This window comes from Novipirellula rosea (assembly GCF_039541335.1).
GTDB classification, from domain to species: Bacteria; Planctomycetota; Planctomycetia; order Pirellulales; family Pirellulaceae; genus Novipirellula; species Novipirellula rosea.
In genome coordinates, this window is sequence record NZ_BAABGA010000022.1 from 85682 (window position 1) to 112115 (window position 26434).

25 protein-coding genes are annotated in these 26434 nt (G+C 55.5%); 3 read left to right on the plus strand and 22 right to left on the minus strand.

From position 1 onward, the window contains the following. The gene (locus tag ABD971_RS08655; RefSeq protein WP_345321214.1) at nt 1–2676 is read left to right on the plus strand and encodes a hypothetical protein; all 2676 of its coding nucleotides are present in this window, start codon (nt 1–3) and stop codon (nt 2674–2676) included. Here the strand turns inward: ABD971_RS08655 and ABD971_RS08660 are convergent. The 4 genes from ABD971_RS08660 to mnmC2 form a co-directional block, all read right to left on the minus strand. Then, nucleotides 2606–3271, minus strand: coding sequence for a toprim domain-containing protein (locus tag ABD971_RS08660; RefSeq protein WP_345321216.1), 666 nt, complete (start codon nt 3269–3271; stop codon nt 2606–2608). The two genes, ABD971_RS08655 and ABD971_RS08660, sit on opposite strands and share 71 nt — an antisense overlap. Nucleotides 3272–3467: 196 nt before the next feature. Then, a complete protein-coding gene (locus ABD971_RS08665) occupies nt 3468–5966 on the minus strand; it encodes a serine/threonine-protein kinase (protein ID WP_345321218.1) in 2499 nt (832 codons plus the stop codon). Then, nucleotides 5966–6562 carry an ECF-type sigma factor gene (locus ABD971_RS08670; protein ID WP_339941979.1) on the minus strand — a complete coding sequence of 199 codons (597 nt, stop codon included), beginning with the start codon at nt 6560–6562 and terminating at the stop codon, nt 5966–5968. The genes ABD971_RS08665 and ABD971_RS08670 overlap by 1 nt, the downstream gene beginning before the upstream one ends. A 159-nt stretch (nt 6563–6721) precedes the next feature. Beyond that, entirely contained in the window at nt 6722–7504 is a 783-nt protein-coding gene (gene mnmC2, locus ABD971_RS08675) for a tRNA (5-methylaminomethyl-2-thiouridine)(34)-methyltransferase MnmC2 (RefSeq protein ID WP_345321220.1), read from the minus strand. A gap of 549 nt (nt 7505–8053) precedes the next feature. On the opposite strand from mnmC2, the gene ABD971_RS08680 reads away from it, so the two are divergent. Next, nucleotides 8054–8911 (plus strand): DNA-binding protein, encoded by an 858-nt coding sequence (locus tag ABD971_RS08680; protein ID WP_339941977.1) that lies wholly within the window; start codon nt 8054–8056, stop codon nt 8909–8911. Nucleotides 8912–8938: 27 nt separating this feature from the next. On the opposite strand, the gene ABD971_RS08685 is transcribed toward ABD971_RS08680, so the two are convergent. The 9 genes from ABD971_RS08685 to ABD971_RS08725 all read right to left on the minus strand — a co-directional run bounded on the left by ABD971_RS08685 (nt 8939) and on the right by ABD971_RS08725 (nt 17506). Further along, the gene (locus ABD971_RS08685; RefSeq protein WP_345321222.1) at nt 8939–9625 is read right to left on the minus strand and encodes a DUF8091 domain-containing protein; all 687 of its coding nucleotides are present in this window, start codon (nt 9623–9625) and stop codon (nt 8939–8941) included. 56 nt (nt 9626–9681) lie between these two features. Continuing rightward, entirely contained in the window at nt 9682–10236 is a 555-nt protein-coding gene (gene pyrE / locus ABD971_RS08690) for an orotate phosphoribosyltransferase (protein WP_345321224.1), read from the minus strand. 69 nt (nt 10237–10305) lie between these two features. Then, the gene (locus ABD971_RS08695; RefSeq protein ID WP_345321226.1) at nt 10306–11685 is read right to left on the minus strand and encodes a L,D-transpeptidase family protein; all 1380 of its coding nucleotides are present in this window, start codon (nt 11683–11685) and stop codon (nt 10306–10308) included. A gap of 194 nt (nt 11686–11879) precedes the next feature. Further along, nucleotides 11880–13034 (minus strand): glycosyltransferase family 2 protein, encoded by a 1155-nt coding sequence (locus ABD971_RS08700; RefSeq protein WP_345321228.1) that lies wholly within the window; start codon nt 13032–13034, stop codon nt 11880–11882. Beyond that, nucleotides 13031–13837: a lysophospholipid acyltransferase family protein gene (locus ABD971_RS08705; protein ID WP_345321230.1), complete on the minus strand. Its 807-nt coding sequence runs from the start codon at nt 13835–13837 to the stop codon at nt 13031–13033. The genes ABD971_RS08700 and ABD971_RS08705 overlap by 4 nt, the downstream gene beginning before the upstream one ends. A gap of 10 nt (nt 13838–13847) precedes the next feature. After that, a complete protein-coding gene (locus ABD971_RS08710) occupies nt 13848–14495 on the minus strand; it encodes a Pycsar system effector family protein (RefSeq protein ID WP_345321232.1) in 648 nt (215 codons plus the stop codon). Between the two features lie 141 nt (nt 14496–14636). Beyond that, on the minus strand, nt 14637–15560 hold the full coding sequence (locus ABD971_RS08715) for a hypothetical protein (RefSeq protein ID WP_345321234.1): 924 nt from the start codon (nt 15558–15560) through the stop codon (nt 14637–14639). 210 nt (nt 15561–15770) lie between these two features. Then, on the minus strand, nt 15771–15929 hold the full coding sequence (locus ABD971_RS08720) for a hypothetical protein (protein WP_345321236.1): 159 nt from the start codon (nt 15927–15929) through the stop codon (nt 15771–15773). Nucleotides 15930–16345: 416 nt separating this feature from the next. Beyond that, a complete protein-coding gene (locus tag ABD971_RS08725; RefSeq protein ID WP_345321238.1) occupies nt 16346–17506 on the minus strand; it encodes a DUF1559 family PulG-like putative transporter in 1161 nt (386 codons plus the stop codon). Nucleotides 17507–18458: 952 nt separating this feature from the next. On the opposite strand from ABD971_RS08725, the gene fliG reads away from it, so the two are divergent. Continuing rightward, the gene (gene fliG, locus ABD971_RS08730; RefSeq protein WP_339941967.1) at nt 18459–19508 is read left to right on the plus strand and encodes a flagellar motor switch protein FliG; all 1050 of its coding nucleotides are present in this window, start codon (nt 18459–18461) and stop codon (nt 19506–19508) included. 158 nt (nt 19509–19666) lie between these two features. On the opposite strand, the gene ABD971_RS08735 is transcribed toward fliG, so the two are convergent. The 9 genes from ABD971_RS08735 to ABD971_RS08775 all read right to left on the minus strand — a co-directional run bounded on the left by ABD971_RS08735 (nt 19667) and on the right by ABD971_RS08775 (nt 26414). Further along, on the minus strand, nt 19667–20602 hold the full coding sequence (locus tag ABD971_RS08735) for a lactate/malate dehydrogenase family protein (RefSeq protein ID WP_339941966.1): 936 nt from the start codon (nt 20600–20602) through the stop codon (nt 19667–19669). Between the two features lie 219 nt (nt 20603–20821). Further along, nucleotides 20822–21691 (minus strand): class II aldolase/adducin family protein, encoded by an 870-nt coding sequence (locus tag ABD971_RS08740; RefSeq protein WP_339941965.1) that lies wholly within the window; start codon nt 21689–21691, stop codon nt 20822–20824. Between the two features lie 79 nt (nt 21692–21770). Then, nucleotides 21771–22046: a EutN/CcmL family microcompartment protein gene (locus ABD971_RS08745; RefSeq protein ID WP_339941964.1), complete on the minus strand. Its 276-nt coding sequence runs from the start codon at nt 22044–22046 to the stop codon at nt 21771–21773. 22 nt (nt 22047–22068) lie between these two features. Next, the gene (locus ABD971_RS08750) at nt 22069–22653 is read right to left on the minus strand and encodes a hypothetical protein (protein WP_345321242.1); all 585 of its coding nucleotides are present in this window, start codon (nt 22651–22653) and stop codon (nt 22069–22071) included. Continuing rightward, nucleotides 22650–22919 (minus strand): EutN/CcmL family microcompartment protein, encoded by a 270-nt coding sequence (locus ABD971_RS08755; RefSeq protein ID WP_339941962.1) that lies wholly within the window; start codon nt 22917–22919, stop codon nt 22650–22652. The genes ABD971_RS08750 and ABD971_RS08755 overlap by 4 nt, the downstream gene beginning before the upstream one ends. 111 nt (nt 22920–23030) lie before the next feature. Then, nucleotides 23031–24452, minus strand: a complete 1422-nt coding sequence (locus ABD971_RS08760; protein WP_345321245.1) for an aldehyde dehydrogenase family protein — start codon at nt 24450–24452, stop codon at nt 23031–23033. A gap of 74 nt (nt 24453–24526) precedes the next feature. Continuing rightward, nucleotides 24527–24838: a EutN/CcmL family microcompartment protein gene (locus ABD971_RS08765; protein ID WP_339941960.1), complete on the minus strand. Its 312-nt coding sequence runs from the start codon at nt 24836–24838 to the stop codon at nt 24527–24529. Nucleotides 24839–24861: 23 nt separating this feature from the next. After that, nucleotides 24862–26049, minus strand: coding sequence for an acetate/propionate family kinase (locus ABD971_RS08770; protein ID WP_345321247.1), 1188 nt, complete (start codon nt 26047–26049; stop codon nt 24862–24864). A 95-nt stretch (nt 26050–26144) separates the two neighbouring features. Further along, nucleotides 26145–26414: a BMC domain-containing protein gene (locus ABD971_RS08775; protein ID WP_339941958.1), complete on the minus strand. Its 270-nt coding sequence runs from the start codon at nt 26412–26414 to the stop codon at nt 26145–26147. Between the last annotated feature and the right edge of the window lie 20 nt (nt 26415–26434).

Sequence of the window (26434 nt, forward strand, 5' to 3'; positions counted from 1 at the left end):
GTGAAACTCGTCTCTGCTAGCGGACTAGACCGCCTCGTCGCCCCCAGCATCATCCTGCTGTTGTTCGCTACCGTGCTGGTCGGCGTTGACCGACTCGCGTTTCGCGACGTCGGCCACTTCTACACGCCGCTGTATGATTACATCGGTCACCGCACTCGCGGCGAATGGCTGCCGCTATGGAACCCATTGGACCAAACCGGCATCCCGTTGGTCGGCGAAACGACGACCGCCGTTTTCTATCCCGTCCGCTGGATCCTGTTTCTGCTGCCGATCAAGACCGACGCGGCTGTCGGCTGGTACGTTGTCATTCATTTGATCCTCTCAGCGATCACGACCCGCTACGCCGCTCGACGCAGTGGGGCGAGCGAGATCACTGCGACGATTGCCGGGCTTAGCTATTCGCTTTCCGGCTGCGTGTTGGTGTTGTATACGAATCCGCCATTCTTGGTCGGAGCCGCTTGGTTACCGCTGTTGATGTCGGCGCTGATTCAGCGACGGCAAATCCCGCAAACCCAGCGAGTGCTGATGGCTGGTGCCGTGATGGCGATGATGATCTTGGCCGGGGATCCACAAACGGTTGCCAACGTCGTGATTGTCGCGGTGATGGTGGCCTGCGGTCGTTGGGGAATGTCGTTGATCGCTCTGCGGTCTAACGCTCGGACCGGACGGCGAACGGTGAAAAACGAAGGCGTTGTGATTGCGGATCAATCAACGCCAGAAAACAATGTTGTGATCGCGGAGCAATCAACGACATTGCGTGCGGTATTAGCGAGCTGTCTGCTTGCGTCGCTGCTTGCATTGCCTCAGCTTGTCGCATCGGTTTCCTGGAGCGTTCAAAGTGACCGCGTCCTCCGCGATGACGATACAAATTGGCTTGCCCCGCCGTCGCCTCAGTCACGACGCGGTCAAGCTTACCAGTTCTCTGTCGCCCCTTGGCACCTTGCCGAGTGCATTACGCCCAATGCGTTTGGCAGCTTGCTGCCGCAGTACCGCCGGTTGAGCAGTTTGATTCCCGGCGATGGCCGAATCTGGACTCCGTCGGTCTACATGGGACTACTGGTCGCGATTGCGCTACTCAGCACGTTGTTCGCAACGGGTGATGACATCGTCAGTCGCCGGAATGCTCTGACGCGTAACCGTGATATAACCCTCTGGCTCGCCATCACCATCGCCTCCACGCTCGTTTGTTTTGGGCATTTTGGCGTCGTTTGGCTTATCCAAAACGCAACGGGGACGCTTTCACAGACCGACAGCGGCGCCGGAGGACTTTATTGGCTGCTTTACCACTTCGTGCCTGGCTACGATTCGCTTCGTTATCCAGCCAAGTGGCTGCCGATCGCCGCATTCGCCGCGTCCATGGTGACCGCGAAATGGCTTGAACATTTGCCTCGCTATACGTCGTCCACGCGTCGTGCTGTTGGGATGCTGGCGGGCATTCTGGTTATCGCATTCGTCATCGTGATGACGCTGCAAGCGATTCCAAGTCGTTGGATCGGAATCCCCGACCCATTGCCGTTCGATCCTTTTTGGGGGCCGCTGGACATTGCCGGTGGTCTTCGCGAAGTCTCCTGGTCGATCGTCCATTCGATCATCGTACTGGGCTGTTTTGGATGGGGACTATTCCGTTTTTTCGGCAATCGTTTTTCACGCGTTCACACCGCACGCTATTTGCTCGTGATTGTCGCCGTTGACATCACTATGTTTGCAGCGGGCAACATCGCACGCGTCTCTGCGAACCGAGATGCGATTCGTTCGATTCCCATGCCCGTTGCAGACGCGGAAACGTTGACACTGCGAACGCGAACCGGAAAAGGATGGCCACGTGATTGGCGCGAAAGCCGCGATGAGGATCGGTTAACCGAGGTCGAATGGAGCTCGGAAATCGCGTGGTTCGGCCGTTGGCATCTGGCTGATCGTGGTCATGTGCTCAACAACATGACCTCCATCCGCTCGCAAGCCATGGCGATGTTTTGGAAATCGACCGCCGAAGTCACGCGTTCAATGTCGGCGAACGAGCGAGCTGAATTTTGGGCTGCGGTGTCACAGTGGCTAGGCATTGATCAAACGCTGAACGCGACCGAAGAACCGCGGCCCGTTTCCGATTGGAAGCTTGTCGAAACCCAAATCAGTCAAGCAGCGGCGCATCCCAAACTGCAAGTTCACTTTGCGTGGTCAAAGCGAGACGTTCGCGAAGCAAGCCGCGACGATTTTGAATCGCTGCTGCGCGAGGTGCTCTGCGGGAAACACGTGCCCGGTGTCTATGTGGCGGATGTCCGAACCGGCGAATCGTCCGCTGTGAATCCGATCGATGAACTAGCGGACCCACCGAGCAGCCATTGGGTCATCAAAAACGGTACTGCGGATTCACTTGAAATTGAATTGGAGGTGCCAGCCGCCTGCTTGCTCGAGCGAACGACCTACCAAGATGGACATTGGCATGCAAAACTCGTCTCGCTCGATTCGGGGAAATCACAATCAGTCACGGTTCACCGCGTTGACTATTTAAAACAAGGCGTGCTCGTTCCCGCGGGCCGCTGGACAGTCGTCTTCGAGTACCGGCCGTGGTGGATGTCTCCCGCGATCATCGCTGCGGTCGTCGCCTGGATCACGACGCTGACATATTGGGGCAGAAAATCCGGATTGCTTCTTCGGCATCGTGCAATCCCATCTCGCTGACCGCACGGGTATTCGGGTGCAAGCATGTCTTCCGCAAGGTGTCCTCATTCAGACTGGCTAGACCGCGAAAGCGGTTGATCTTGATGCCCTCGATTCCCTTCGCATCGAGCTGCTCGCGGATCACCCGATAATGCTCTTCGCCGTATGCCAACAGCGTATCTTTGTACCGCCGCGCTGAAATCTCGAACATCGGCGCACGCACCACCGACACGCGGCCGGACTCCAGCAACGGTCGCATCCAGCGATAGAAGAACATCATCATCAACGCGCCACAGTGAATCCCATCGGCGTCGGGATCGAACAGTAAAACCACACGCTCATACCGTATCGAATCGAGATGGAAATAATCCTCGATTCCCGAGCCCATCGCATCGATCAAAGCGGCATACAGTTCATTTCGTTCGATCGTACGGCGATTCGATCGCAGCGAGTTCATTGGTTTTCCCTGCATTGGCAATACCGCTTGAAACGAGCTGTCGCGAGCCCGCGCGACGCTGCGTGATGCGGAATCACCTTCGACCAGGATCAATTCGGCTCCGCTACCGAATCCGTGTTGCTGCGAATCGTGAAGTTTGATCGGTTGGCGAGGAAACATCGTGTTTTCGACCCGAGAAAGATTGGGGTGTGCGTGGGGGATCTTATTAAAGATCCCTTGTTTGGTAGCGAAACTCGCCAAGAGTTTCGGGGGGAAAGGCTGGACGAAATTCTTCGCGACTTTCGCGACGCGTAAACCGGGATGTGGGATAAGCTTCCAGCCTGTCCTGTCATGCCCCTGAATGCTTCCGCTCTCGCTACGCTTCGCCGTGTTGCTTCCACCACTCGACCGCATCGCTGCTGGTCCATGGATACTTGATCCGCAGAGCATCGATGGCGGTGGCAAGTTCATCGATCGAAGCGTAACGGTCCGCCGCATTTTTGGCCATGCACTTCAGCACACAATTTCGGACTGGCTCGGGAACATCTTCGCCTCGATGAATCCCCAGCCCGATCGGCTGCTCGCTGATAATCAGTGCAAACAGTGACTCGGGATCGCACTCGGCGAACGGCGGCCGGCCTGCCAACAAGTAATAGGCGACACAGCCGACCGAATAGATATCCGAGCTAGGATCCATCACCGAGGGGGACCGAAATCGTTCGGGCGCCATGTACATCGGCGTGCCTGCCCAGATCACCTCGCGAGTCTGGTAGGTCCCTTTTTCGGGGCTGAGCGGTTTGGCCAGCCCGTAATCAAACACGACCGCCCAGTCACCGATCGAAGGATCCAGCGACAACATGATGTTTTGCGGTTTGATGTCGCGATGGACCAAATCCATGCTGTGCGCCTCGCCCAACGCTTCACAGACTTGCCGCAGCACAAACAACACACGTCCGATCGACTGAAATCCGCTACGTGCAACCACCTCTTGCAGCGTCAAGCCTGACAAGTATTCCATCACGCAATACGCCTCTCCCTCTTCGCTACGACCGTAATCGTAGATTGTCACGCTGTGCGGATTCGTGAGCGAAGCGGCCAAACGGGCTTCGCGGTCAAAACGCAATTGGTCTTCACGATTCTGGCGATCGCTTCGCAATAACTTTAACGCCGCATTTCGCCCCAGCTGCAAGTGCTTGACTTTGTAAACGACGCCCATCCCCCCGCTGCCCAGTTCCGAGATGATTTCGTATCGACTCAGTGGATGGACCGCGGCTTGGTCGCGAGCGGAGCTGCGTGCTAATCGCCCTGCCGACACCAAAGCCGTGACGGTCAGCAGGCTGCCCAGCAGCAAAAAGCTGTACCACACAATTCGGGCCGCCGCGAACGCATCCCGCACATCCTTTTCGACAATTACGGCGAATCGCCAACGTGGAATCCATCGCCAACCGCCCACCACCGATTCACCCGCATAATTTGAATACGGTTCTAGCCGTACCAAGGATTCGCCCAACGTTGCCGCCGAGGCTGATTCGGTCAGGGGTAACGATCGACGAACGACCGCATCCCGTGTGCTCTCGGTGATCAAGCCGCCTGGGTCGCTGACCCGCAACCCTGCCACGATCGTCTCGGGATCCATGTCGAATTTCGAGCGATGAAACAAGCTTGCCGCATGCGGGCTGACGCTGATCATCTCTGCATCGCGGTTGATTGCGTATATATCCAGCCCGCTGGAAACACTGCTCTCATGGAACAACTCATTGAATTCTTTGAACAGCCCAATGCTGTTCACCAACAGTGCGGCAACCACTTCGGAATTGCCATCGCGAATGGGGACGATGCAAGCCATCATCGGCTCGATCGCTTCGTCGACCGTGCCGACTTCGTCTTCGGTCAAACTCGCTGGTCCGTCGCCGCGATCAGGACCATAAATGACCGTTTCGCCTCGCAGCACTCGAGCGACATCCGATGTACCGCTGGGGATCACCGGGTGCCCTAGATCCGAATTGTCCTCACGCCAACTGGCAATCGTCGTAAAGGACTGGTTCCAAACGACAAATTTGACATCCGGTCTACCCGACAAAATTCTCAGCTCACTACGGATCTGCGCCGCTAGTGGAGCCGACTGGAGGACATCCATCTTCGATTTTCGGTCACTCAGTTCGACCAAACCGAGGATCGAATCACGAATCAACGATTGCCGAGCACAGGATTGGACCAATTGAGCCTTGTCGTCAAGAAACCGACCGGTCGCCAGGTCGATGCTATTGCTGACGCCAGTCAATTCGTTACGAAGCGCCAATTGGACGCTGTTGGATACACTGTGGTAGGTCAGATAACCGACGATCAGCGTCGGCAGCACCGCGGCTAACCACAACCAACCCGAATTGATACGCCGAGCACGACGTGATTTATTGGCGAGCAGTAATTCGCTCGGTGAAGTCCGATCCTTTGACCCTCGCGACTCGAAATCTTTGGGCGAAGCATGCGTGCGTTCTGCCCCACGCTGAGTGATCTCGGATGCGGAGACCTTCTTGTCAGCCCGCTCGGTGTCCAATTTATCGGTTCGTGGTGGCTGAGTGATCTCGGAGGCCGAAGCGATCTGTGTTGGCTTCGCCGCACGACTTTGTTTCGCGCTCCCGTCACCGGGTGCAACCGTCGGTTCTCCTAATTCACGTGGTGCCGGCACCGGCATCGCCTTTGCACCCTCGAGCCGAGCTAATTCCGCGTCATGCTCATCGAGCAACGACAGAACGTCAGCCATCAGTTCTTTGTCGTCCCCGATTTCAGTCTCGAGAAATTTTTGCCGCGCCGCACCCGAGAGTTCATCAGCCGCAAAAAAGAGATCTCGGACACGAGCGTAACGATCGGCATTCATTAATCCGATTCAGACTCCGTGCTTGAATCGTCGCCATCCTCGTCACCGCGTCGCAACTCGCGACGCATCCAAGCGCGTGCCATCGCCCAATCTTTTTCGATTGTACGTAGCCCGATGTTCATTTCAGCGGCGATTTCACGCATCGTTAATCCACCGAAGAACCGCAACTCGACGATCCGAGCTTGCCGCTGATTCAGGCTGGCGAGAATGTTCAACAAATCGTCCAAAGCGACGACGTCGTCATCGCGGCTGAGTTGAAACGTGATTTCGTCAGTCAACATCCGGCGATCCCAACCCCCGCCGCGTTTTTGCGATCGCACTTTGCGGGCATGATCGACCAAGATTCGCCGCATCACGGTGGCACCGATGGCAAAGAAATGCGTCTTGCCTTGCCAATTGATCCGCGATTGATCCACCATTCGCATGTAGGCTTGATGAACCAGCGACGATGAACTGAGGCGTTGACGCATCGGTTCGTGCTGTAAAAAACGACCTGCTAAACGGCGCAGGTCATCATACATCAACGTAAACAACCGGTCCGTTTCGGCCGGTTGTCCTTTGACGCTTTTCTCGACGAGTTCATTTACACCATTCATAAGTCTTGCCTGAGCCCAATATCTCCGCCGTGATTATATCAGCCATGGTTCGGATTCGCCATCGAGCAGCGTCTTTTTGCCAGCATCATGAACCGCTTACCGAGGACGCTTGGAGCAACCGCAGCATTACCCCAATCGGGACCGAGCGGTCTCCCCATTCTAATGCCGCGTCGCGACTAAGACTTCACGTTTTCCACCCTCAGGACCACGAATTTTACGAACATCAAACCCGACCGCCTTCAAGCGATCCCGAACTTCCCGTTTCACACAATAGGTGACAAACCGACCATCCATGTTCAGTAGCTTGTACATCACAGCAAGCATGGGTGTCTGCCACAGTTCGGCGTTGGTGTCGGGCGCAAATGGATCAAAATAGATCGCATCAAACGATTCACCCTCGTGCCGCCAACGCAACGCATCGACCAGCTGTATCTGAACGACCTGGTGCTCTCCGGCATGCCAACGAAACTCCGAAGTCAATTTCGGCTCCGCAGATTCGCTGTTTGGCAATTGGCCACATGGTAATTGGGACTCGGGAACGCTCGATCGCCACCGGATGTAATCAGCGACGACGGCGGTATTGTCGACCCATGACTCCGGCGCAAGCTCACGCACAACGTCCGCCGACAACCAATGGTATTCGAGGGCGACGTAATCCAGCGGGGTACCGTGCTTGATCGCGTGGTCCACCGTCAAAAACATCCCCATTCCGGTCCCCAGCCCGATTTCCAAGACACGTGTGGCTTGGCCTGAGGACAACCGCTCTTGGACGCCACTGTTTCGCAAATAGACTTGGCGTGTCTCGGAGATCGCGCCTGAGGAACTGTGATAGCTGTCACCGGTGGCCTTGTTGATCAGCGTGCGACTGCCATCGTCGGTGACTTCGATTTCGAGAGTCGGGTCCTGGCACGGCAATCGGACTCGGTTTGCCCGTTGATTCATCCTCTAATCGACTCCCATAAAGTAAATAGGCTTCGGAATCCAGAAGGTTCCCGGATGTCCCCCCCGCGTTATTCGATGCGCATTCTTGCGCGTCGCTGCGTTCACGACAACCAGTAGTAAGCTGCCCCCTTTATTCTAGCGTCGGGTGCTAGGCGGTCCCGAAACCGGCCAAACGTTGGTTGCCCCCACGATCCCCCCGCCTAAAAACATGCGGGTTTTACGCAAAAAACGTGGTTTTAGAGCATTGAGTTAATACAGCAGGAATCACTGCTTCCTGTATCTCCAATGTTCCGGCATGTCGCAAAACGCTGAGAAAGGGGGCAGGAAGCTATCGAGTCAATCTGCGCCAAACCCTACCCCCCCGTTTTATAGGCGCAAAGAACGCGCAAAGTGCAATTTACGGATCGCAAGCTATTGAGAACCGATATGTTTTCTGTTTTCATAAGTTTGTAAAGCAATTTCACGGCTCGTCATTTGGCGTGATCGCGTGCTCGGCACCGAGACATGTGACATCGCCAGAGCTCATCTGACTCTTATCAAGCAGTCTCCATGCCTACAAAACTACCAACGACGATCACGAAGAAGCTAGGAAAACTTCCGGATGCGGAACTAGCCAATCACGCTGGGTTGCCAATTGAGGCAATCCAAGCGGCTCGCCAGGTTCGCGGCATCATTCCGCACGGTTGGACGAAATGGACGAAGAAGAATATTGCCTTACTTGGTACCCAATCTGACGTCGACATCGCCGCCAAACTGGGTGTGACCAAGACGGCTGTATCGCGTAAACGTGCGCAACTGGGAATCGAGCCTTTTGGGTACTCGCGCAAACAGTTGCGGCACCGCTGGACCAAAGCCCAATTGAAGTGGTTAGGCACAATCTCGGACGCTGAAATTGGACGTCGCTTGGATCTCGACGCGACCACGGTCGCTTCGAAACGTGAATCGCTTGGGATTGATCCGATCCGTAAAGGTCGCCCGGCACGGAAATGGTCGAAAAAGGAACTGGGTTGGCTCGGCAAGCTCTCGGACGCTGAAATTGCTCGCCGTATGAAGATCGGCCGACGCAAAGTGATCGCAAAACGCCAATCGCTCGGAATCGAAAATCCGACGGTTGCGGCGACCGAAGCTCGCTGGACCCCCGAAGTGATCAAGATGCTTGGCAAGATTCCTGACTCCAAAGTCAGTGAGAAAACTGGGATTCCTGTCAGTGCGATTAGCGGTTACCGAAGCCGTCATGGAATCCGGATTAACGGAGCACGTCACACCTGGACTCCCGAAGAGATCAAGATGCTGGGCAAGATTCCGGATGAGGAAATTGCTAAAAAGCTTGGCATCAAGAAGGCGACGATCGCCACGAAACGCCGCCGACTGAAGATCGGAGCTCCCTCGAGTAACGGTCGCGGCTAAGCGTGCCGTCACGCAGCGAGTCAAGCGCTATGCCGCTTTGCGCTCGTAGATAATTCCGCTGCGACGTCGTGATACCATGTTAATCGCCGACATGTGCTTCAGCGTGTACGCGATCTTTTGGGCGACCCAGCGTGGACGATCAATCCAGCTGGCCAAGTCCGAGGTGTTAAAGACGGTCGTTCCCTCGGGCACGTTCACCAGTGTCAGTAGATCGTCGACTGAGCGAAACTCGTGAGTCGATTCAATCGACTCGAGTCCCACGTCATGCACCTTGTAATCTTTGCGTCGCCGGCCACGTCGCCGCTTGCACGGAATCCGAGTCTCGATCACCTGCACCATCGGTACCTCCAGCACCAAATTGGGGTGCGGAAACACTCGTGTGAAATAGATCAGATCCTCAAACACCTCGAGGATGTCGCCCCGCTTGGGACTCATCCGGCTCGACGTGATTGCAGCGCCAGCCTGTTTCGCTTTGGCAATTCGTGTTCGCCAAACCACGGGTTTGACCACACGTAACTTGTGCCGCGCCAACAACTTTTGCGACTTGTCCCGGATCGCCGACAACGAAGCACACTGGATCTCGATCAGTTCATCATCACGTATCGCATCGATCCGATAATCGCCCAGCACGACTTCGGTACTTGCTTCGTCTGGGGCGTAACAGCGTTTGAGTTGTTGGTGCAGTGATGTTTCCAAAGTTCGCTCCGCAGCCAACGTGAATCCATTCGGTTGTTCGACCCATCCTCAGCGAGAATGGCGACTGCCGATTTTTACGGTTCGATGCCAAAATCACGAATCGTGGTCAGTACCTTTAGCTCGAGCCCTTTGGCTGCGAACGCCTCGGCACCTCCGGCCAAGCGGTCGATGATACCGATCACGCAGTCGACTTTTAATCCAAATGCCTCGGCCGCATCGACTGCCTTGATCGCACTGCCACCGCTGGTGATCACATCTTCGACAATCACGACGCGTTGGCCGGGTTGGACAGGCCCTTCGACCTGTTTCCCCATTCCATGCCCCTTGGGTTCTTTGCGAACCATGAATCCTTTGAGTGGCAAGTCGCGTTGGCCAGCGATTGTCACGATCGAGGCGGTGATTGGATCGGCACCAATTGCCATCCCCCCCACCGCATCGGGCAATTCGCCCGCAGCTTGGATCACGCTGAGCATGCCTTCGGCGATCAAGTTCGCCCCTTTGGGATGGAGCGTGATCTTTCGACAATCGAGGTAATAAGAAGCCTTTTTGCCACTGGCGAGCGTAAATTCGCCTGTTTGTAAAGCTTCGGCACGGATCAGGTCTAAAAGTGCGTCTCGGTTGTAGGTCATAAGGCTCAGCGAGGGGTTAGGTAGATGATTTGATGGTGCATGCGATGCGAACAAAGCACAACCAAAATCTTACCGGCGAATCGTCACCGAGGAACCCTGGGTCAAAATCCCATACAGATCGTCGGCATAATCCGCCGCCACGCTGATGCACCCCTGGTCGCTGGGACGTGTTGCATAGGGGCTGCCGTGGATACACAATTGACCGCCAAGATCGAGCCACAGTGATCCATACGGATTATCGGGACTGTTGGCCGGCACGGGAGATCCGCTGGCGCCGTAAAACGGTCGCTCTGATTGCTTGTCTTGAACCGTAAACGTTCCTGGACGTGGCTGAGGATCATTCCCCACGGCGATCGGGAAGCGACCCGCGTACAAATCGCCGAGGAACAATGTCATTTCCTGTTTGCCAAGATCGACGTCGGCTCGGAATGGGCCCCGCACGACTTTCAATTCGGTTCCTGGCAACACGGTGATGGGGTCTTCGATGCCGTTGATATTTGCCAACAATTGCCAAGGCACCTCGTATTTCACGGCGATCTGCATCAAGGTTTCGTGGTGTCCGACGCGATGAGGCTGTTCGAGCAAATGGCGACGTGAATAGATGACTTCGGCCGCAAGCGGATCGAGCCGGCTGAGTAGCTCTTGTCGTTGAGCCGATGGCAGATTGGGTGTGTGATAGAACAGGCTAAGTGTTTCAAGTGCCTCTTTGCGTTGATCCGATTTGTATTGATCGTCGGCCAACTGCAGGGCATTGGCTAGCCCGACGTTGTTTTTGGTGGGATCCGACGTACCGCTGACTGTCGCGATGCTGTCATCGCCGCCGTCCGCCAATTCGGCAAGTGCGGTCCCAGGACCTGCGGAAGGATCAAACGCAACCGAACCGTCTTCGGGAAGCTTGTTCTCGTCGGAGGTAGGGTCGGGCATATCGAATGTCATGTCTGTGGCGCCATAAGCACTCGAACCCGCGGCAGTGCCAAGCGGCGATGCGGCAGCGGGAGATAACCCCGTACTTGCCGACGCTAGACTGGCTTGAGTTCCCGAGCTAGCCCCGAGGTCCATGTAGGCGGGCGTGTCATCGCTGGGCTGATGAACCGTCAAGCTATCGTTGCCATGAGTATCCGAAAGCTGGATCGACACACCACTTGCGTTGGGGCCCGGGGTGGTCGCGACTGAATTGGTCGAACCGGCGGCGGGAAGGTCGTTAAAGGACTGGCCGAAGGTGGGTTCCAAGTTATCGGCGATTGCGGACGATTCAGGCATCCCGCCGTTGATTTCCATTTCGCCCAGCGATTCAGGCAAGCCGCTCTCGATGTCCAGCCCGCCTTCGTCCATCACGATGCGCTCGACTTCCGGTGGCAACGAATCAGGCGGGGTAGTGAGTGACATGTACGCTGTGTACATCACCGTCATCAGCAAGACGATAATTGCCGCAGTTTTCAGCGTTTGCATGACGATTCTCCAACTCTCGGACGCTTCTGGCGACCAGCAAAATGGGCGATTTGATTCCATTCAACCCGAGATGACCTCGGACCATTGCCGCGAACGTAATCAATTACAAAGTGGCAACGCCATAGCATTTCGCCTTCATTCGATGACAAAAGGGGGGGGAGACGCGTCAACGTGATCAACGGAGCGAGTTTTCTCTAATTTCGCCCGCGCCATCGGACTTTTTTTCCTAACATTGCCATTGCTAGCGCAGTCCACTGCAGCCCGATAAACAGCGTGGCGGCAACGCTGTGCAGCAAAACGCCGACAAGCGGTTGCCGAAAATAGAACGCTGCCAAAGCCCGAGGTAGATGGGCGATTAGGACGGCGATCACCCCGATCCCGATTCCCAGCGGTGATTGTTTTACGATTGCAATCGACAACATCACGACCGGCAACACGCTCGCTCCCAAAATCAGTAACGTAAAAACGCCAATCAAGCGTGGATTGGCGATCCCTTCGTCTGCATTCTTCAGCAGACCACGGATCACTTGCCCGCCGTCACGGTACATCCGGCAGCGAGCCAGGGCCGTTCCGTCCACCACATCGGTCATCAGTCCGGATTGGCGGTAGATCCGCGGCAGCTTGACGCCATCATGACGCGACGCATGGATCGCCTGATGAGTGCCAGCCGCGTCGTAGTCGGTTTTCAGCGTCATAAACATTTGCCCACACCCAGCGGCGTAAGCCGGACTCGTACTCGCTCGCATCCTCGCGATTGGCAAAAAACCGAGCAGGATGTAGTGCATCATCGGGATCAGCAGTTTTTCCAGAAACGTCTCCGACTCTTGCTGTGGAAACGCGCTCAGCAAGGCAATTTGATTTGCGTCCTGCCAATCGACCAACGTCTTGATCGCGTGGGGCTGCAGTCGTACATCGGCGTCGAGAAACAACAAACGCGGATAGTTTGCCGAGGACGCCAATTGCCAACATGCATGCTGCTTACCATTCCATTGCGGCGGCAACGGTTGGCCTGACATACAGCGAACTCGCTTGTCCGCCGTTGCCATTTCAAGCACCACCGCCGCAGTCGCGTCATCCGAATCGTCGTCCAGCACCCACACTTCCACTTTGACATCGCGGCTGGCCAACACCGACTGTACACATGCCGCGATTGAATCCGCTTCGTTGCGGGCCGGAATCAGCACCGAGACCTCCGCTGCATCGCTGCGGTGGCGCGGCGACAGATTGTCCTCGGCCGCATCGATTGCCGCTCGAGACCGATTCGGCAACCGAAACCGAGGCAAATTACGCAAAAACATCAAGCTAGGCAACAAAGCCAACCCGAGTGCGACACACGACCAAAATATCATTGCAATTTGTTTCCGTGCGCTGCTTTGAACCGTTGTCCCGTCGCCAACGCTTTTAACCGTCGCATCGAATCGTAAACGATTCCCGCGCCATGTGCGCCCGCCAACAGGTTTTCAAACGCCTCTGAGTCTCTTGCAATCACCCGTTCGCTCAGCACGGTTTGGTTGTGACGCATCCGATCAGTCAACAGTGTTTGCCAATCCGATTTTGATGCGTGTGGATGTTCGGCGACCTTGACGGGCTCGCCGATCCGAAACAAACATTCGGGCAGTCGCTCTTCCCAAAACACGTATTCGATGGCGATCGGCAACACCCATCCTCGCTGCATCCGAGCGCATAGGTGTGCCATTCCTGGCATCAGGACTGCGGAATGATCACGCACGTCCGCGAATCGGCCTTCGGGGGTTAACCACAACGAAGCATCGTTGCTGTGCAGAATCGCCCGGCTCTGCTTTAAAAAAGCCGCCGCGCCTTCGCTGGAATTCAGTTTCACCCCATAGAATCCGAGCTTTGCAAAAACGCGATACTGCTGGAGCGCCGCGGCATCGATCGGAGCAAAGAATTGACGTGGGGTAAACAGCTTTCGATTCAAAAACTGAGCCGTCAATGGATCCCACCACGACGGATGATTCGCGTACACGATCAATGGCTGCTCTGCAGGCACGTTTGCGTGCGAAAGCGAATCTCGCATGATCGCAATCGAATGCAAATTGCGACGCAAGTAAGGCGTTAGGAAGCGGTGGAATCCGTTTGACAGCCATCCGCTTACTTGGGGCCGTAAATCTTCCGGAGCGTTGGATTTCATCAAGCCACGGTTAAAACTGAGTAACGATCAAGTACATCAGCCCCAAGATCGCGCTGAGTGCCAACATCCGAATCGATCGTGAAACAAAGGTGTACTTCGAATTTGAGACATGCGAATCCAACATCATGCAAATTGCGATTTCTCGCTTTAGCCCACTCATCCCGATCCGCTGCATCTCGTCGGCAAACTGCTCGGTTTGATCGATCGTGTAATGAGCGGAAATGGCTGCGGGATGAAAGTGATTGGCACGCCCCAATGAAGGATGTTTACCACAATACCGGAATGGCAAAATGCAGCGAAATGCCAACACGCAAGACCAGATCATCGACGCCAACCACAATAAAAACGTGACCGAAACCAACGACGTCCACCACGATGTCGGATGCGATTGGTCGGCGCGAATGTACTCGTGAATGGTGGGCACCAACACGCCACATAACGCGCCGTTGACCGCCAAGACCGCAGCCGCCTTCGCATCGGCAAATCGAATCCATTCGCCAATAATCTGGTACGTTTCGATCAGATTTTCGGCTTCGAGCGCGTTCTGGGTATCGTCGTCCAGCCGTGGCCGCGTCGAAACCACTGTGCTCGACGCGCCAGCGGACGTGGACGTCGCGGTGTTATTTTCGTTGGCCGTTTCGCTCAACGGTTCGGACATGGATGGGACTCTCTTATAGTTGGGGAAAACGTCGCTGGCGTACCACCAAGCAGGCTTTCAAGCATCGGTACAAACAAGACGGGCACAAAACAGAGCCACCGATGGCGCCGGAACCTGAAGAATTCGCCGCGGACTCTCATCCTAGCTTAGCGGATTCGCATCGAGTTCATGCAGACGACGCTCGCCGCGAATTCCGTCGGCGGGAAAGCCATCCAAGTACGCATTAAAACGAAGTCGAATTGGCTGGCGTTTGCCCATTTTTGACGGATCCATCCATTCGTCCATCGTTGCTTGCCCAACCGGAAAGGTCGTGATCAATCTCGCCGGATTGGTTCCCTCGCGAATTGAATAAACCAATAAACCTCGATTTCGCTCGTCGCCGGTTGATCGCGGAAAGGGAAACAGATCGGTCCGCAGCTGCACGTTGCGATGTCGCCTCTCGAAATCGCTGTTTTGCTTCTTGGAATCGTGTCGCTTGCTGGAATCGTGTTGCTTCCTGTAAACACTGCCGAGCGGAAACGACTCTTCGATACGATGCCCTTTGATGCGAGCGATTTCGTCCAGATTCAGACTGGCCATGCTGCCGACGATTTCCACGGGCGGTTGATCTCGCAATGACAGCTGTGACAGAAAAACTGTCAAATTGCCGAGCAACGTTCCTCGACGTGGCAACGCCTGCAGTGATTGACGCGGCAAACCAAAACCGTCTTCGATCGTTGATTGGATCCAGCGGTCTCGTTTGAATCCGTAGGGCGTCTCGATTCGGCTAAGCAGATAACCGTACGTGTGCTGGATCCCCGCGTGAAATCCAGGCGGCCGCATCGGCACGCCGGTGATCTCGCCGAGTAGCGAGAGGATTTCTGCAGCCACGATGTCTTGGTTTGCCAACTCGTCGGTGTTTACCGATTGTCCCCACCGATTTAGCACGGATCGCTCGTCACCCACTCGCCGCAGATGCCGATACAAACGAGGCATACCAACACGCAATCGTGTGAATCGATCTCGTTCGCTCGCGGCTGCCGATAGTTGCTCGCTCAGCTTCGGTAACGCGGTCTCTAAGTCCAAATGCGGTTCCTATTCCAATCTCGCGATTCCGCTACAAAAGCCAGCTGCGTAGTGCCTACCCAGAATTAAAGATCGGCATCCGTCCTCTAGTGGAGTTGCACCGATCGCACAGCTTTTCGAGTTCGGCGGCAGGATGGTGTGGATAAGCGACACGCCCGCAGATCCATCCGCAACGGCCCCGCCGCGACTGTATTGGCTGGTTCCTAACGTTTAGGGATCTGAGGCCATTGCCTTCTCATACGCATCGACTTCCCGCTGAAAGTCGGCGTCCGATTTTAACGAAGGTTCGTCCCCCGAACCACTACCGCCACAACCGACAAGGGGAACCATGGTGAAGAGCACACCAGCAATGAAGAGTGTTTTAAACATGGGAATCTCGACGTCAAAGGATTTCGAATCTGAAAAGAATGGCCCCGCTGCATTGCGGCGGATTCGATTTCGATCTCACCGCAAGCGTCAGATGCGATACTCGAAATCTATCACTTTCCCGACTTGATCCAACGAGTTTTTCGGACAAGGTCGGCAGATTGCGGAAAACCAAACGGCGTCGTTCTCTATGACTGCCCCCTTACTTAAACTTCCGCCTAAAGTAGCAAACGGGGCGGATTGCCGCTAATCAAGAACCGCTGGCTAAAAAATGTCTTCACCGCAGACGCAAAAAACGAACGAAGTGCCACAATGGGTCTGGAATCAAGCCTTTTAAAATGCGTCTTCGACTCTCGCCAACGAAAAAAGCCGAACTCGCGAAGAGTCCGGCTTTCAAAGAGGGTGTCACTTTCGCCGCATTATTCGAGCGATTGAACTTCTTTAGAAGCGCGTGTTCCGAGGGCGCCCCACAAACCGTAGGTGCTCATTTGACCAGCACCCGCAGGGGCCGCATTCTTGTTGCCTGCTTCGATGCTGTCGGTGATAAACTTGACCGCACCGTCACCCATCAAGACATGAACGCCACCTTGGTGACGGCTTCCCATCGACGAGACTCCGGTACCGCTGTCGCCTGTTTCTGCAAAACAGCTAGGAGCGTTTGGAGGCAGGATGGTTTGCACCGCAGTGTAAAACACACGGCCGTCGGCCCAACGATAACCACGCGATTGGTTTCCTGAGGAGACGTTCGAGGTGAAGAACTGAGGGCGAGCTGGATCGACGTAGGTGTAACAAAGCCCTGGATCGAGTAGCAGCGCCGCGAATGGTGCACTGTTACGATTGTCGGCGATAATTTCGCGTGCTCCCAAACTGGTCGCCATTTCGCCCATCGCAATGGTGTTGGCAAGTCCATCAAGCACGTCGCGGAACGCGGTCTTGTGACGGGACCAAAAGAAACCACGATTAGTAGTTCGCGCTGTGTTAGCCGTGGTACCGTCGTCGCTCTGAGTGTTTTCGGTCATGTCCTGGGTACCGTTGGTGCCTGGACGATAGAAGCCCTTGTGACTCTTGCCACCGGTATTCACATAGTTGATCGTGTCCCCCAAGCTGACAGCGTAGTTGGTCCGTCCAAGTGCCGGGGCGCCGACCCCAGGATCGCTTGGGCAACGGAACGCCGCAACGTCGGTGATCCAAGCGGGATGCGACGTCCAAGGGGTAGGCCCCATTGCCGGATAAATTCCATTGGGATTGCTAATCTGTTCCCACAACGCTTGTTGTTCGTTAAATGGCAACAAGCCGACCAAGGCGCTCAAGAACAGACGATTACTGTTGTTGCTGTTCGGAGACGCAACCAATTCGCGAGTTCCTCCCATATGCAGCGGCAGTTGGTTGTATGCCGAATGATAGTTGTGGATCGCCAAGCCGATCTGTTTAAAGTTGTTGCTACAACTCATTCGCCGGGCCGCCTCGCGTGCCGCTTGAACCGCGGGCAACAGCAGTCCAACCAGCACTCCGATGATGGCGATCACGACGAGCAATTCGACCAACGTGAAGCCAGATCGAGTACGTGCAAAATTCTTCATGTGCAAAATCCAATTCGATAAAACGTTGAAACAAAAGAGAAAATTTCAAATGGACTGACAGCGCATTCCGCAAGCGACTTTGGTCACAAACGGACCAAAACTCACTGTTTTTGAACTGCGTCTTTAGACGTGACCGTGCGATCCTCCACTCACAGATCGCTCGACCACCGATGGCAGATCAGCCTTCACCGCGCATTTGGCGCTCATACAACTCGGCCTCTTTAGCCAAGTCAGCATCGGACTTAACCGGTTGCTCGATTACGGTCGCTGCCTCGCGGTCACCACACCCAACAACAGGGACAACACAGAAAACAGCAGCGACGAGCAGGGTAACTTTCAAGTGATTCATGTACCGCTTAGGGAAAGGAAATGAGAGGGATCGAAACCGCCATTGGACGCTTTGTGAAACAAGAAAAGTGCCTCAAGGTTCCGTTGCTGAATTCTATTTGTGCGAAAACTAATGAATATGGAAATTCCACCAATTTGCTGTTAATCGAACCCGAGAAGTCCCAAACAGGGGTTCATCCGAAGGTCGGTGAGGAGGGGGGCGCCCGGCAAGAGTGCGCAAGTGGTCGAAATTCGGCTCCGCAAAGGAAATCCGACTGTGAAAACGCTTTTTTACGCCGAAACTGCCCTTTGGGATCGAGGTGGACACTTAGTTAAGGATGTGGCATCGTCTCGATGCGTGTTTGCTTCCTCATGCGGCTCACTTTTTCGCCCCATCCCGACTGAGGCTCCGCAATTCGCCCGTCGTTTAAGCGCCGTAAACACGATCCGTTTGAGCGTCGCAAACACGATCCGATTAAGCGTCGTAAACACGATCCGGAAAACCGCTCGCTTGTCTCAAAGGTCGCACGTCCGCTAAATCCAGCACAACAAGCAAACCGGAGTGTCAACGCCAGTGACTCGGCCGATTCGCCGATAAGCTTTTGATAAAGGAAGACTCTCTGCGATGACTGAAACCAAGACAAAAAGCAAATCGATGTCCTCGACCTCGGCGATGTTCAACGAGGAAGGGCTAAAGAAGGCCGCGGTGCTGCTAAGCTCGATGCCGACCAAAACGGCTGCGCGGGTGCTATCCCAATTACCGCCGCGGGCGATCGAAGCGATCAGCATCATGATCGCCCAAACCGATTCGTTTGGTGGCGACGAGCAAGAAGTCGTGATCGCCGAGTTTCTGACCAGCAAAGCGAGCTCGATCTACGCCAGTCCCGGGGGACTCGAGCGTGCCAAGGAACTGATCAAAGAGGCGCTCGGCCGCGATGCCGGTGAATTGCTGGGAAATCTGCAACAGACGATCGAGTCGATGCCGTTTGGCTTTATTAAGAAAGTCGATGCCCAAACGCTGCTGCAGTTCATTGGCGACGAACATCCGCAAACCATCGCGTTGTTGCTCAGCCACGTCCCGTCAAACTATGCGTCCGAAGTGATGTCGGGACTCGATCCCGAAAAACAGCTCGAGGTGATCCGCCGGATCGCTACGATGGGACGCACCAGCCCCGATGCGGTTGCCGAGCTCGAATTTGGTCTCGAGATGCGGCTCAGCAGTATGGTCAACCAATCGCACAGTAACACCGGCGGCGTGGCCAGTGTGGCGGAGATCCTGAACGTTGCCGAACGCAGCGTCGAGCGAAACATCATGGAATCACTCGGACGTGACGATCCCGAATTGTCCGACGAAATTCGCCGCTTGATGTTCGTCTTTGAAGACATCTCGAAACTGGGTGATCGCGATATCCAAGCACTCCTGAAGAACGTCGAAACGTCTCAGTGGGCGATGTCGCTAAAAGGCGCCAGCCAAGTGCTTCAGAACAAAGTGATGAAGAACATGAGCACGCGAGCGGCCGAGAACCTTCGCGAAGAAATGGAGTATCTCGGCAGCGTCCGGATCAGCGAGGTCGAGGCGGTTCAACAAAAGATTGTCGACATCGTTCGCCATCTCGAGGACACCGGCGAAATCTCGCGTCCGACCGGCGAGGAAGAAGAGGAATACGTGAACTAGGCCAGACGCGCTGCAGCAATGCCACGGGAAGGAGTGACAGGAGACAAGTTTACGCAGCCGTTAAGTACGATCCTCGGCTACCTGTCAACCCCCTCGCGAGGCATTGCTGCCTCGGAAGACGCTAATGTATCTGTCTCAGACTACCTACTCGTCCTAGGTTACGCGATACGTGGCAAAACGATATCGAGTGTTTTCTTCAATGCACCGCCACTAGCCCGGATTCCTTGGACCTCTTTCGGCCATAAATCGATTTCCAGCTGATTGATTACCCCGCTGCGACCGACCACGGTCGGCACCGAAAGCGCCACGTCGCGGATTCCGTAACAGCCTCGTTGGACCGAGCTGACTGGCAAAATGCAGCGGCGATCCAGAGCGATCGCGTCAAACACGTCGCGAATGGCGATCCCGACTGCGAAGCCGGCGCCGCCTTTTCGCTTGATCACCTCGGCACCACTGCCACGGGTGCGTGTGAACAGATCGTTGGCCATGGTGGCGTTCCAGCCTGGGAATTTGTCCAGTGGCAAACCGCCCACGGTCGCACTGCTCCAAATCGGCACCATCGAATCGCCATGTTCGCCCAAGATCAATGCCTTGGTTTGTGTCGGCGGTGCGTTTAGCTGCGCCGCAATCAACGAACAGAAACGAATTGTATCGAGCTGGGTTCCCAGTCCGATGACCTGGTCCTCAGGTAAGTCGAGCATTTGTGCGGCGACGTAGGTCAACACGTCGACCGGGTTGCTGACGACCAACACGATTGCGGACGGCTTGGGGCCGGCGGCCTTTACATCGCGAACAATCTGAACGAACAGGTCGGTGTTGCGGTTGATCAGATCGAGCCGCGACTCATCCGGCTTGCGGCGAAGTCCGGCGGTGATACAGATCACATCGCTGTCGGCAATGTGTTCGTAACCGCCACCGACGATGCGTTGATCGGCAACACTGGGGCTGCCGTGCTGCAAGTCGAGAGCTTGGCCAACGGCCATTTCTTGGTTGACGTCAAGCAATGCGATTTCGCGAGCGATTCCGCCGCACTGGATTGCGTACGCGGCACAAGATCCGACGAGTCCACCGGCACCAATGATCGAAATTTTCATGTTGTCAGATTTTAAAAAGCGTTGCGTTATTTGTATTAAAAGTGTGGGCTAGGATTCCAGCCGGTCGTCCCAAGTCTTGATTGAGCTCTCGTCGTAGCGGAAGTCGTCAAGACTTTCGTTGTATTTGCTGAACGGTATTTTCCGACCGCTCCGAAACTCACGCACGAGTTCCGCTACCTCAAAACTGTTGACACGCCTGGCAGCCTGTCCCACTTTGAACTAGGCCTTCATTTGGCGGATCACTTCGTCGGTGATCAGTTTGACGAGTTTCTCTTCGTCGATGCCGCTGGCTGGCGAACTTGCCACTGCAGCCTTGGCTGCCGATGCCACTGCGGCTGGCGGTGGGTTGAACGCACGTTGTGCGACGCCTGCTTCTGCCCACGAATCGCGGAAGATGTCGTTGGCACAAATGTCACAATTCTCGTACTCGCTGGTGTTACGAGGATCCTTGTAGCCCCACTTGTCCTTCAGATCGAGCAGTTCCTTGGACTTTTCTTGGCTCAAGTAGGAAACGTTGCCAAGCTGTTTCGCCAACATCAACATGCGGCAGTACGAATCGAGGATCTCGGTCCACCAATACGCTTGCTCGACCGTTTCGCCGTAGCTGACCGTACCGTGGTTCGCCAAAATCATCACGTTCGTTTTCTTGACAAACGGAATGATCGTGTCGGCAAACGCTTGCCCGCCGGGTGTTTCGTACTTGGTGATCGGCACGTCACCGAGGAACACTTCGACCTCGGGCAAAATGCACTGAGGAATCGGCTCGCGAGCGATCGCAAATGCAGTTGCGTGTGGTGGATGGCAGTGAACGACGCTGCGGATGTCTTCGCGTTGGCGATAGATTTCCAAGTGCAGAAGGGCTTCGCTACTTCGCTTTTTGCGACCCGACAATTGCTTGCCCGTCATGTCGACTAGCGAAATGTCATCCGGAACGAGAAAGCCTTTGCAGTGCAGCGTCGGGGTGCAGAGGACTTCGTTTTCGCTGACGCGGACGGTGATGTTCCCGTCGTTGGCGGCAGCGAATTGGCGGTTGTAAATCCGCTTGCCGATGTCGCACATGTCTTGTTTGATCTTATGAAGATTCTGCATAGCTGCTTTCCTTTATCGTTACGATGGTCCGCTGTGACGCGGTTCACTGAGCAAGAGGGTCTGTGTATATGTGTGTTAATTAAAGGTCGACTTCGTCCAACAACGCGACAATCGAGGCATCGAGTGGTTTGACGTCCGAAAACGGCTGAGCCGCTTCGGGGCCTTCGGCCAATGCCACCCAATCGCCAATCCCTGTCCCGCATAAATCCCACGCGATCACGGTGTCACCGCCGATCGGTTGGTCGCCGAATTGATCCACCGACTCGACCAATTCGACACACCGCAACTTCGCTCCCTGCATCGCCGGATGCGAGCGAGAAAGAGTGACGGTGCCGATCGTGCGAGCGATTTTCATGAGGTTTTGGTTGTTTGTTTCACTATTTCAAAATTCGGGCTGCGACGTTGACCGCCGCAACAAAATTCAATGCGTTCATATCCAGCACCCAAACTTGAGGTGCCAATTCCTTTTCAATCCGATCGACAGTGGCAATCGAACTGACCGTTGCTGCCCGACGTCCGGCACTGCAAATTCGGTAAACCTCTTTGCTCGGTGCGTCGCTTAACACGACCTCGACCGTCGCCGAAGCTCGAATTCCTCGTCGTGCCAACTGCTGCGAAATCGCTGCTGCACGCTCGGGGGTCTCGTTGTCGGTGACCGCCATTTCGGACGGCGTCTGGTTTGTTTTTTCGGTTCGCTTTGTTTCGTTTTTCGCACTGCGAGTGATCGTGATCCCAAGCAGTTTCGCTTCGTCGCGTGCCGCTGGGGTGACAATCGCTTTCGTGGCGACTCGTAATTCTTTCTTGCCGTCCGCGGCTGCTTCCTTGACGGTCGCAACCGAGATGACACCAGAAAGCGGACAGGCGGTTTGCCCGTCAGTTTCCATTTGGTTCTGTTTGACTCGCTCGATGACTTCACGAACGATCTTGGCAATCCATACCGGATCGATCGATGCGTCGCTCATGCGGGTCTCCGTTGGTCAATCAATCCAATCACGCTCCAGCGTGCTGGGGTATTTTCGTGTTTCGTGATTTCGCGAGCATACGATCCGTCGCTCGTTAACATCACTTGGTCCCCTTTGCGACAACCTAAAATGTCCAGTGCGATCAGCGGTGCGCCGTCGGGAGCGTCGTCCACACCGGTCGGCTGGACGATCACAAGCCGCTGGCCCGCCAAGCTGGCGTGCTTCACGGTCGCGCGAGTCGATCCGATCACGGTGGCTGGTTGCATTGAGATGAAGTGTTGGGGGGATGTTTATGTTTTGTGACAGGCTGGAAGCCTGTGTTGCGCTTGATGACAGGCTGGAAGCCTATCCCACATTCAGGCTGGAAGCCTATCCCACTAAACGACTCGCAGTTCGTCGATCATGCTGCAGCGACGCTCGCGAGTGAACGTTGCAGGTGTCGTAACGCCTTCGCCGGTCGGGCCTGCGATCGAGAACGACAGGTAGCCTTCGCCACCGAGTCCAAGCGACGCCATCGAGGGACCGTTTTTGACGTACAACGTCGTGTCCATTTCGCGGCCCATCTTGGTCATGTTATGGACGTTTCGCGAGTGAATCATGGCGGTGTGCCGGAAGCCGTGTTCGTATTTCTTCGCCATGGCGATAGCGTGATCGACGTCACGAGCACGCACGAATGGCAGGAACGGCATCATTTGCTCGACACTGACAAACGGATGATGTTCGTCGGTTTCACCAAAGACCAGTTCGGTACCATCGGGCACCGAAACGCCTGCCGCCTCGGCTAAGACACTGGCGTCGCGACCGATGAAATCTTTGCAAGCCGCGTCGTGTTTGTCGTCGCCGACTTTCACAATCGCTTTGCTGGTCAATCGTGCAATTTGCTCACTGTTCAGCTGGACTGCACCGGCGCGTCGCATTGCGTCCATCATCTTGTCAAAGACGCTATCGACGACGAACACTTCTTTTTCGGCGATGCACAACAAGTTGTTGTCGTACGAGGCACCTAGGATGATGCAGCGAGCGGCGTTGTCAAAATCAGCGGTTTCATCGACCACCACCGGCGGGTTACCCGGCCCTGCGACGATCGCTCGTTTGCCGCTGTTCAGTGCCGCACGTCCAACCGCCGGTCCGCCGGTGACACAGATCAGTGCAACGTCGCGGTGAGCGAATAATTCGTTGGCGCTTTCGAGCGTCGGTTCAGCGATCACACAGATAATATTGTCGATCCCCATCTCCGCAGCGATCGCTTCGTTGAACCGGCGAACGCCTTCGGCAGCAACGCGTTTGCCCGACGGATGCGGGTTGACCACGACGGTGTTGCCGCCGGCGATCATGCTGACGGCATTCCCGGTGATCGTCGGCAAGCTGTGAGTCACGGGAGTGATCGCGCCGATCACGCCGAACGGGGCTCGTTCGATGATCGCCAAACCGTGGTCGCCGCTGAAGCACTTGGTTTCCAAGAACTCGACACCCGGCGACAACTCACCTAGCGTACGCAGCTTTTCGATTTTATGCTCGGGACGTCCGACCTTGGTCTCTTCCATCTCCATCAAACCGAGCTCTTCGCATTGCTCGATGGAGATACGACGAATGATATCGATGATCTTTTTTCGATCTGCGAGCGAGCGATCACGCAGTTGTTCAAATGCACGACGAGCCGCGGTGACCGCTGATGCCGCATCATAGAAAATGCCGTGCTGGCCACCGGCGGGTTTGCCATTGGAAGCGGACGGCATCGGTCCAACTTCGGACAATACTTGAGCGACCACGCTGCGAATCAGGTTTTCGTCGAAATGCATAGTTTGGGTTTCTCGTTAAGTCTGCGTTTTGTACGTCTGTATTGGGAGGGAGAAGGGGCGTCGCTCTGTAGCGACTACTTGTCTCGGTCGTAGACGCTTAGTTTGTCAATGTGTACCGTATCAACGATACCGATGATGCAGGCATCGATCGGCAGCGGTTTCGTTTCGGGAGTCAAGCGTGCACTGCTGCCTTGCACCACCAAAACAAAATCGCCTTCGCCCGCGCCGATCGTGTCGACGGAAATAAACGTTCGTCCGGTTGTGACCAGCCGATCGCGTTTCTCGCCTTCGAGCCGGTAAGGCTCGACGACCAGCAATTTATGACCTGTCATCGAACTCACTTTCTGAGTGCTGACGATCGATCCGGTTACTTTTGCGATAAACATGTTTGGGTGGAGTTCCTATTTGCCTACGCTTGTTGCAACGCGGATACAGTTTGCCGAGCCACGATGATCTCTTCGTTGGTGGGGATCACCCACAACGCCGTCCGGCTCGATTCAGCGTGGAACGTCGCTTCGCCCTTGAGCGATTGGTTCGCAGCCGGATCCAGGACAATGCCAAGCTCTTCGAGCCCTTCGCACACGCGGCCTCGAATCAGATCGTCGTTTTCACCGATGCCCGCAGTAAACACGATCGCGTCGGCACCACCGAGTGCCACGATCATGCCACCGAGATGCCGCCGAATCTCTTCGACATACACATCGAGTGCCAATTGCGAACCCGCATCGCCCGCTTCGGCTGCTTCTTCGACGTCGCGGATATCTCCGCTGCGTCCACTCAGCCCCAACAAGCCTCCTTGGCTTGCCAAATGAGCCAACGCCGCGTCGAGCGTCATTCCGGTTCGCTCGATAATCAGTGGCAACGCAAAGGGATCAAAGTCGCCGACGCGGTTGTTTTGCGGCAACCCCGTTTGCGGCGTCATGCCCATCGTCGTCATCACACTTTGTCGATTCCGGATCGCGGTAATCGAACTGCTGCCGCCCAAGTGACACGAGATCACACGAGCGTCATCGCGTCCGAGTAGCTCCGCACTTCGCGTGGCGATATAGCGGTGGCTAGCACCATGGAAACCCCATTTGCGAATATGAAATTCGTTGGCCCAATCGCGAGGAATGGCGTATTCCTTGCGAGCTGCGGGGATTGTTTGGTGAAAGTCCGTTTCGAACGCCGCCACCAATGGCAGATCCGCAAACCGCTGCTGCATCGCCTTCATCGCGGCAATGTAGGGCGGGTTGTGAGCCGGCGCGGCTGCGTTCATTTCCGCCATCGCATCAAGCACGTCTGCGTCGACGCGGAACACGCCTGACAAACGGCCACCATGCACTGCCTTGAATCCAATCGCCGCTACCTCGGACGCGTCCTTCAGCACACCGTGCTCGGGATCGGTCAATTGAGCCAAACAAGCTTCGACGGCGACCCCGTGATCGGGTACCGACATCGTTCGCTCGTCCGACCACTCGCCGATCGAAACGGTACATTTGCTCTCGGTATCCCCAATGCGATCGACCGCGCCGCGCGCTAAACAACGCTCGTCGGACATATCGTATAAGCGATACTTGAAACTGGTCGAACCAAGGTTGGCTACGAGAACTAGCACTGCAGGCTCTTCGTGGGTAGGAGACAAGGATTCCATTCGCTGCATCGACAGACCGCCCGTCGATGCGGATTCAAACTCAGGTTTTGAATCCGACTCTACGACAAAAAAGCCGACGACAAGCCTTCGCTAGGACGAGCGATAATGTGGCTGCCCACGAGTTCGCCAGCTTGAGCCGCGGCGTTTGCACCCGCTTCGACGGCTGCTCGGACGCTGCCGACGTCGCCGCTGACAACGGTCGTGACATAAGCACCACCAATGTCGACTCGCTTGACGATTGCTACATTCGCAGCCTTCGCCATCGCGTCGGTTGCTTCGATCAGGGCCAACAAACCTTTGGTTTCAATCAAACCGATTGCATCGTTCATGTTCTGTTTTCTTAATTTTT